This window comes from Brevibacterium sp. (genome assembly GCF_022712115.1).
Taxonomy (GTDB): Bacteria; Actinomycetota; Actinomycetes; order Actinomycetales; family Brevibacteriaceae; genus Brevibacterium; species Brevibacterium salitolerans.
On record NZ_JALAHB010000267.1, the window covers coordinates 1 to 6,804 of the forward strand.

Annotated in this window: 8 protein-coding genes; 3 read left to right on the forward strand and 5 right to left on the reverse strand. The window is 70.6% G+C overall.

Annotation, left to right across the window (positions count from 1 at the left end):
• Positions 1-85: 85 nt before the first annotated feature.
• From Q0A33_RS15875 to Q0A33_RS15895, 5 genes are all read right to left on the reverse strand, one after another.
• The gene (locus Q0A33_RS15875) at positions 86-883 is read right to left on the reverse strand and encodes a class I SAM-dependent methyltransferase (protein ID WP_291799115.1); all 798 of its coding nucleotides are present in this window, start codon (positions 881-883) and stop codon (positions 86-88) included.
• 149 nt (positions 884-1,032) lie between these two features.
• Positions 1,033-2,232, reverse strand: coding sequence for an ABC transporter permease (locus tag Q0A33_RS15880; protein ID WP_291799118.1), 1,200 nt, complete (start codon positions 2,230-2,232; stop codon positions 1,033-1,035).
• Positions 2,229-2,909 carry an ABC transporter ATP-binding protein gene (locus tag Q0A33_RS15885; RefSeq protein WP_291799122.1) on the reverse strand — a complete coding sequence of 227 codons (681 nt, stop codon included), beginning with the start codon at positions 2,907-2,909 and terminating at the stop codon, positions 2,229-2,231. The genes Q0A33_RS15880 and Q0A33_RS15885 overlap by 4 nt, the downstream gene beginning before the upstream one ends.
• The gene (locus Q0A33_RS15890) at positions 2,906-3,979 is read right to left on the reverse strand and encodes a hypothetical protein (protein WP_291799124.1); all 1,074 of its coding nucleotides are present in this window, start codon (positions 3,977-3,979) and stop codon (positions 2,906-2,908) included. Before Q0A33_RS15890 ends, Q0A33_RS15885 begins: the two co-directional genes overlap by 4 nt.
• Before the next feature lie 243 nt (positions 3,980-4,222).
• Entirely contained in the window at positions 4,223-5,101 is an 879-nt protein-coding gene (locus Q0A33_RS15895; protein WP_291799127.1) for an EamA family transporter, read from the reverse strand.
• Between the two features lie 42 nt (positions 5,102-5,143).
• On the opposite strand from Q0A33_RS15895, the gene Q0A33_RS15900 reads away from it, so the two are divergent.
• The 3 genes from Q0A33_RS15900 to Q0A33_RS15910 form a co-directional block, all read left to right on the forward strand.
• Positions 5,144-5,686: a MarR family transcriptional regulator gene (locus Q0A33_RS15900; protein WP_291799130.1), complete on the forward strand. Its 543-nt coding sequence runs from the start codon at positions 5,144-5,146 to the stop codon at positions 5,684-5,686.
• Positions 5,687-5,723: 37 nt separating this feature from the next.
• The gene (locus tag Q0A33_RS15905; RefSeq protein WP_291799133.1) at positions 5,724-6,233 is read left to right on the forward strand and encodes an N-acetyltransferase; all 510 of its coding nucleotides are present in this window, start codon (positions 5,724-5,726) and stop codon (positions 6,231-6,233) included.
• Positions 6,234-6,539: 306 nt separating this feature from the next.
• A partial coding sequence (locus Q0A33_RS15910; protein WP_291799136.1) for a DEAD/DEAH box helicase occupies positions 6,540-6,804 on the forward strand: 265 nt, incomplete at its 3' end.

Consider the following 6,804-nt stretch of genomic DNA (forward strand, 5'->3'; position numbering starts at 1 on the left):
GACCTGCCCCGCCGCCCGCTCATGACCAGGCCTGCCCCGGCCGCCAATCCCCGGCTGACAGCACGCATGACCTGCCACTTCTGACTCACGGCCGGCGCGCACAGCAGCGGAAGCGCCGCTGGGTGACACGGATCGGGCGTTCCGCATCAAGCTGCGCGAGCGTGCTCAGGTGCGGATCGACCTCGAATCCCGGCACGTCCCACGGCACGAGAGCCATGTAGGTGACGAGTGCCTCGGCGTCTGAGAACTCCATCGTTCCCGCCCATTCGTCCGCGTGCGTCACTCGCAGACCAGCGGCCTCCGCCTCAGTCTCCGCGTTGGCGAGCCGCACGTGGGGAGCCTGCGGCTCGCCGCCGAACCAGTCGCGGAGCTCCTGCGCGTCTCGCCCGTCCACCTGCTGGTTGAGGAACAGCCCACCACGGCGGAGCACGCGGGCGATCTCTGCGATGTCGAACGACTCGTGACGGCACATCACCAGGTCCACCGAGGCGTCCGGGAAGGGCAGGCGGTCTCCGCGGTCGGCGTCGTAGTCGTAGACCGTCACACCCCACGGCTCCAGCGCCGTTCGGGCACGCGGCAGGTTGGGCGGCCACGCCTCCGTCGCGCTGACCTTCCGAGGCCCATCCCGCCCAGCACCGCCGCTCTCACCCACCTCCCGCAGCAGGCGGATGAGCCGCTCGCCCCCGCCGGTGCCCAGATCCACCGCCGCCGAGGCCTCGGCGAGCGCCCGGGCGCACTGCGCCTCGAAGTCCCACGGCGGGTCGTCGGCCGCCAGGCGACCGTCCAGCACGGAGAAGTCCCAGCCGTGCATCGCGGTGCCGGCGTGCGCCGCCCGCAGACGGACGGCGAACTCACGAGCAGCGGTGTCCGAGGTATGCGTCATCGTCGATCAGCTCCTTCTCCCGGACGCTACCCGCCTCACACGCCTCCCGGAACCCCGCACTCAGAACTCAGCACCCAGAACCCGGGCTCGCGCCGAAATCCCGAGCCTCCTGCCCTCGGAGACCATCCCCCGCCCCCGGAGAACTCCCCCTACGCCCGGATCGCGTCGACGATCCTGGCGCGGGTGGCGATGAGCGCCGGCACGAACCCCGCGACGGCACCGGAGAGCACCGCCACGAGGAAGCCCACCACTGCTGCGGAGAACGGGAAGCTCGGCGTCACATTCATGCCCTCGGAGACGAAGGAGAGCACCTGGGGCGAGCGCAGTGCGAGCACGGACACCGCGATGCCCACCACGCCGGCGATGCTGGTGGCGACCACGGACTCCATGAGCACGGAGAAGAACACGCGCGCACCGGTGGCGCCGAAGCTCCGGCGGATCCCGATCTCGCGCACCCGCTGCTGCACCGTCACGAGCGCGATGTTCACCAGACCCAGCACACCCAGGAACAGGATGAGCCCCGCAATGCCCAGGAGCGCCAGACGCAGGGTCGCCAGGGGATCGCCGCCCTCCTGGAACAGATCCACTCTCCACACCTCCCAGCTCTCGCCCGTCGCCTTCGTCAGACGACTGCTGAGCTGAGTGCTGAGCTCCTCGGAGATCTCGGACGGCACCCAGGCCTGCATGGTGAGGCCCAGCTCCGGTCCGGCCAGCTGCGTCGTGGACGGCGAGCCCGCCAGCATGAAGGCCTCGCCGCTGTCGTAGTCGTTCCCCGGGGTCACACCCACCACGGTCACCGCCACGGGGTCGCCCCCGCTCGCCGGGCCCAGGCTCAGGGAGAACGGCAGATCCGCTCGCGTCCGCCCCGACCACTCCAGCATGTTCTCGTTGACGACGGCGGACGGTGCGAGGTTCTGCTCCTCGCCGGGGGAGAACCAGCGGCCGGCCACCAGACCCACACTGTGCATGGTCTGCCAGTCGTGCTCCACGAGGGAGGCGCTGACGAACTGCTCGCCCATCTCCGAATCCATCACGGCATCCACGTATCCGCTCACCGACGAGTGCCCGATCCCGAACTCTTCGAGCACCGGATCCACGGCCGCGCGCATCGCCCGGGGGTCGGCTCCCAGCTCACCGCCGGCAGGCTGGAGCTCCAGGGTGGCGTCGCGGCCGCCCATCTGCTCGTAGTTCACCCGGAAGTTGTCCTGCACGAGGGTGGACATGGCCACCACCATCGTCAGCGAGGCCACGGCCACCGCCACTCCCACGAGTGAGAGCAGGACGCGCAGCTTGTGGATCCGCAGCTCCTGCCACGCCTCGATGAGCGATCCCAGGAGAGCGCCCGTCATCGGAGCTCACCGCCTTCCAGCGTGAAGCGCCGGTTCGCACGGGAGGCGATGGCGGCATCGTGGGTGATGGTGATGAGCGCGGCGGAGGACTCCGCCGCGGTCTCCGCGAGCAGGTCCATGACGACGCCGCCGGTCTCCACGTCGAGCGCACCGGTGGGCTCATCGGCCAGCAGCAGCCGAGGCCGGCGCACCAGTGCGCGGGCGATCGCCACGCGCTGCTGCTCACCGCCGGACAGCCGCGCCGGCAGCTGCGCCGCGCGGTGGGCCAGACCCAGCCGCTCGAGCACCTCGAGGGCGCGGCGCTTGCGGGTGCGGACCTCGGCGGCGGTGCCGTAGAGCAGCGGATGGGCCACGTTCTCCAGGGCCGTGCGGCCCGGCAGCAGGTTGAACTGCTGGAACACGAATCCGATCTGCCTCCCCCGCACCTGGGCGGCGCGGCGGGCGGAGAACGTGGCGGCGGGCACGCCGTCGAGCTCCACGGTGCCGGCGGTGGGCCGGTCGAGCAGCCCCAGGATATTCAGCAGGGTGGACTTGCCGGTGCCGGAGCGGCCCACGATCCCCACGTGGTCGCCCTCCTCGACCGTGAGATCGACGCTCCGGAGGATCTGCAGGTCACCGCCGTCCGGCAGCGTCACGGTGCGCGCCACACCCTCGAGGCGAAGGAGCGGAGCACTCACCACATCATCTCCTCTTCCCCGAAGCCCATGTCGTCCTCCGGCTCGGTGCCCGGCACGTACTCGAGGATCATCTCGCCCTCCTCCAGGCCCTCGCGCACCTCGGCCTGCACACCGTCGCTGAGGCCCATCGTCACCTCGCGCTCCTGCGGCTCCCCGTTCTCGTCGAGCGTCCAGACGACGGCGTCCTCACCCAGGCCGCGGACAGCGGTCACGGGCACCACCAGCACGTCCTCGACGGTGCCGGAGTCCACGCTCAGCGTCATGTCCAGGCCGTTGTAGACCTTCACCTTCTCCGGCACGGCGCACCGCAGCTGCGTGCTGCCGCCGGATTCAGGCTCCGTCATCTCCCCCGTGTAGGGATCGACCTCACCCTGGTCCCCGCCTCCGCCCGCAGGCGGTGCCCCGGCCTCCACGAGCCTCAGCCCGGTGCAGTCGAACGGCGCCGGGCCGCCGGTGATCGTGATCTCCGCTTCCTCCGGGATCGTCTCCAGGCGGTAGAGGTCCACCGGCGGGATGTCCGCCACCGCGCTGTAGTCGCGCTTGGAGAGGGTGAGGGCCTCGTCGCCCTTGGCGACCTCATCGCCCACCTCGAGGGAGAAGGAGTCCACGGTGCCGTCCGCCGGTGCCACGACTGTGTGGTAGCTGGGCCGCGCCCGAGGTGCCGGTGCCGCGCCCGCCGCCTCCTCGCCGCCCTCGCCCCCGCCCGCACCGGACTCTCCTGCGGAATCCTCGGCCGGCGGCTCCTCTCCCTCCACCTGGATCTGGAACAGCTGGGCACCCTGGAGGACCTCCTGGCCCGGGGCGGCCCAGATGTGGTTGACGGTTCCGGAGTGAGTGGCCTTCACCGGCACGGGATCCACGACGGTGATGGTCCCGGAGGCCGTGAGCCGGGACTCGATGGTGCCCCTCTCCACCATCGTCTCCGTTCCCAGGAGCTCCCCGGTGGGGAACTCCTCGGAAGCGCTCGGATCGACACTCGGCCTGAACGCCAGCCAGGCCAGGGAGACGGCGATGACGACGAGGACGAGGAGGTATGCGATGGGCAGGATCACGCGTCGGAATATCTGCACAGGCGGGTCCTTTTCAGTGAGCTCTCGTGTTCAGCGGATTCTCACATCCGATGCATTTCCGCACAGGCCGGAGGTCCGAACTGCCCATACAGTAGACCGAAGCGCGGACGCGTTTTCCCTGCTCATGCCCTGGGACCGCAAAAGTCATGAGAGCGTTATCGGATTCCCACTCAATTCCGAGGCTTCCCATTCACTGCGCCGGAAGATACTCCGCAGGGGTGACAACTTCAGGAGCCGACGCAGCTAAAGTGCCGCATGCCGCCGCCCTCCCGACGGCCGGCGGAGCAGCCCCAGCACCACCCCGCACGCCACCAGCAGGGCACCTGCCCACTGGAGCGGGGCGAGCCGCTCGCCGGCCACCGCGATCCCCAGCAGCGCACCGGTCAGCGGATTGAGCAGACCCACGACGCCCACCGCCCCCGCAGGCAGCCGCCGCAGTCCGGTGAACCACGCGGTGTACGCCACCGCCGTGGCGATGAGTCCGGCATAGGCGAAGGCGGCGACCTCGGATCCCTCCAGCGGCCTCGGCATCCCTTCCACCAGCAGCGCGACAGGCACGAGGAGGAGGCCCGCTGCAGTCAGCTGCCAGGCGGTGAAGACGAAGGGCGAGACCGGCGGCTGCCAGCGCTTGGTGAGCACGAAGCCCAGCGAGGAGGACGCCATCGCGAGGAGGGAGGCGGCCACGCCCCACGGATCGAGTCCGCCCACGGCTCCATTCACCAGCAGTGCCACACCCGCCAGCCCCAGCACGGCTCCGGTCCAGCGCAGCGGTGAGGCCTTCTCCCCCAGCAGCAGGCGGGCGAACGCCATCGTGGCGAGCGCGGAGCAGGCCATGAGGGTCGCGGCGACCCCGGAGGGGAGCCTGCTGCCGGCCACGTAGACGAGGACGAAGAATCCGCCGATCGACAGCGTCGAGATCACCAGCGTCCTCCACCACCAGCTCCCACGGGGCAGCCGCCGCGCTAACAGCAGCAGGAGGAGACCGGCCGGCAGGGCACGGAGCGCGGATCCGGAGAGCGGCATGCCCGCCGGCAGCCACTGGCGCGTGACGAAGTAGGTGGAACCCCAGGCGACCGGGGCGAGGGCGGTGAGGAGCAGCATCCTCGAGTATTTCGCTTCCATGGAAGCAACTATAGCTTCCCGGGAAGCGATTAGGATGTGAGCATGCCCTCCTCGCACAGCAGCCCAGAGACGCACCCCGCGGCCGAGGACCACGTCGACAGGGTCCAGGCGGAGTGGCGGCGCGAGCGGCCGGAGGTCGACCTCGGGCCGCAGTCGGTGATCGCCCGCCTGCACCGCGTCGCGAACACGCTCACAGCACGCCTGGTCGAGGTCTACCGGCAGCACGGGCTGAGCGAAGGGGAGTTCGACGTGCTCTGCGCCCTGCGGCGCGCCGGGGAGCCCTATGCGCGGCAGCCCGCGGAGCTCGCGCGCACCACCGTCGTCACCACCGGCGGGCTCACCAAGCGCCTCGACGCCCTCGAACGCAGAGGCCTGGTGGTGCGCGAGCACTCGGGCGGCGACGGGCGCACGAAGATCGCACGGCTCACCCCCGCCGGGCGGCAGCTCATCGACACGGCCTTCACGGCGCACATGGACAACGAGGCCGCGCTCGTGAACGCGCTGGGCGAGGGCGAACGCGCGGAGATGGAACGCCTCCTCCGCACCTGGCAGACAGCACTGGATGCGGAGAGCGCGCAGCACTGAGAGGATCGAGGGCCAGAATCAGAGAGGACCAGCACCGATGACCACATGGACCACCCGACCGGAGACGCCGGACGACATCGCCGTCGTGCACGCGGTCAACGCCGCCGCCTTTCCCACGGAGGAGGAGGCGAATCTCGTCGACGCGCTGCGCGCGGACCCGGAGGCGTGGATCGAGGGGCTCTCGACCGTCACAGTCGACGAGTCCGGCACCGTGGTGGGGCACGCCCTCCTCACCCGCTGCACGGTGGGCGGGGAGCCGGCGCTGGCGCTCGCACCGTGCGCCGTGCTGCCGGACCACCAGCGGACGGGCGCCGGAGGGGCGGCGATCCGTGCAGGGCTGGAAGCCGCCTCGAAGCAGGGCGAGAACCTCGTCGTAGTCCTGGGCCATGCGGAGTACTACCCGCGCTTCGGCTTCGTTCCGGCCTCGGGCCTGGGCGTGACTGCGCCCTTCGAGGTGCCGGACGAGGCCTTCATGGCCCTGCTCCTGCACCCGGAGCGGGAAGCGCCCCGCGGGGCCATCGCCTACCCCACCGCCTTCGGCGTGTGAGGGGCAGGAGGAGCCGGGCGGCAGTGCCCGGGGGAGCGGCCGGCAACCGCGCCTGCATGCAGATGTGAGCGCGCAGGCCCGCGGACATGTATGCTGGACTCACCTGCGAACCCGGCAACGGGTTCCCTGCGTCGTAAGGACGCCTCGTCACAGAGACCGTGTCGTTTCCCGGTCCATGTTTCCGAAGCCATTTCCTCTCGGCGATCGAGAGCGCCGCCCGGCGTTCCCGCCCCCTGCCGGGAAACGGCTCCTGTCACCACAGGGTGATGCGCGCAGCTGTGCTCCGGCACGTTGAAAGGCTCTCCCATAGCTCCCTCATCGAACGCGACGGCCACGTCAGCGAAGACCACCACCGCCTCCACCACCTTCGCCCAGCTGGGCGTGCCGCAGGCGCTCGTCGAGTCCCTGCGCGCAGAAGGCAAGACCGAGGCCTTCCCCATCCAGCAGGACACCCTGCCGGACACCCTCACCGGTCGCGATGTGCTGGGCCGCGGCAAGACCGGCTCCGGCAAGACGCTGGCCTTCTCCATCCCCATGGCGGCACGGCTGGCGGCCTCGCAGTCCGGCCCGC

Bases quoted from the DNA above. Each gene is read 5' to 3' on its own strand.
- Q0A33_RS15875 (WP_291799115.1), bottom strand. From the start codon at position 883: ATGACGCATACCTCGGACACCGCTGCTCGTGAGTTCGCCGTCCGTCTG.
- Q0A33_RS15880 (WP_291799118.1), bottom strand. From the start codon at position 2,232: ATGACGGGCGCTCTCCTGGGATCGCTCATCGAGGCGTGGCAGGAGCTG.
- Q0A33_RS15895 (WP_291799127.1), bottom strand. From the start codon at position 5,101: ATGGAAGCGAAATACTCGAGGATGCTGCTCCTCACCGCCCTCGCCCCG.
- Q0A33_RS15900 (WP_291799130.1), top strand. From the start codon at position 5,144: ATGCCCTCCTCGCACAGCAGCCCAGAGACGCACCCCGCGGCCGAGGAC.
- Q0A33_RS15905 (WP_291799133.1), top strand. From the start codon at position 5,724: ATGACCACATGGACCACCCGACCGGAGACGCCGGACGACATCGCCGTC.